The following is a 595-nucleotide window of genomic DNA, read 5'->3' on the forward strand; positions in this document are numbered from 1 at the left end:
GATTAAACGCTTTAATAAGCCACTACAGTTTCAAACTTACGTGTCGCTTTCTTGCCACAGCCGCCCAGAAGTTGTGCAAGCGCTAAACCAATTCGCGCTGCTAAACGATGACATCAGCAATGAGATGATCGATGGGGCACTATTCCAAGAGCAAGTAGAAGCGAATAATATCCAAGGCGTACCAGCAGTATTCTTAAACGGCAAGCCGTTTGCTAATGGTCTGATTGACACGGCTAAATTGATTGAGAAGTTACAAGAGCAATTTCCTGATTTGTTAGCAGAAGCTGAAGATGATGCTGAACAGTTAGAGCAACAAGATGTGACGATTATTGGTGCGGGTCCAGCTGGGGTTGCTGCTGCGATTTATACCGCGCGTAAAGGCTTAAAAGTTACCATGGTGGCTGACCGTATCGGTGGGCAAGTAAAAGATACGCAAGATATTGAAAACTTAATCTCAGTACCTTTAACCACAGGTGGCGAGCTCTCGGTGAACTTTGAAAAGCATTTGCGCGAATATAATATTACGCTTAAAGAGCACGTCAGCGTCAAAGAGATTAGTGAGACAGCTGATGGAAATTATCGCATTCATCTGGAT

1 protein-coding gene is annotated in these 595 nt (G+C 44.0%); it reads left to right on the top strand.

The window, feature by feature from the left end:
• Positions 1 to 595 (top strand): thioredoxin family protein (locus tag JMW90_RS13575; protein WP_201564770.1); only part of this gene is annotated, 595 nt, incomplete at both ends.

Origin of the sequence: Psychrobacter glacincola (genome assembly GCF_904846215.1) — a bacterium.
Lineage (GTDB): Bacteria > Pseudomonadota > Gammaproteobacteria > Pseudomonadales > Moraxellaceae > Psychrobacter > Psychrobacter glacincola.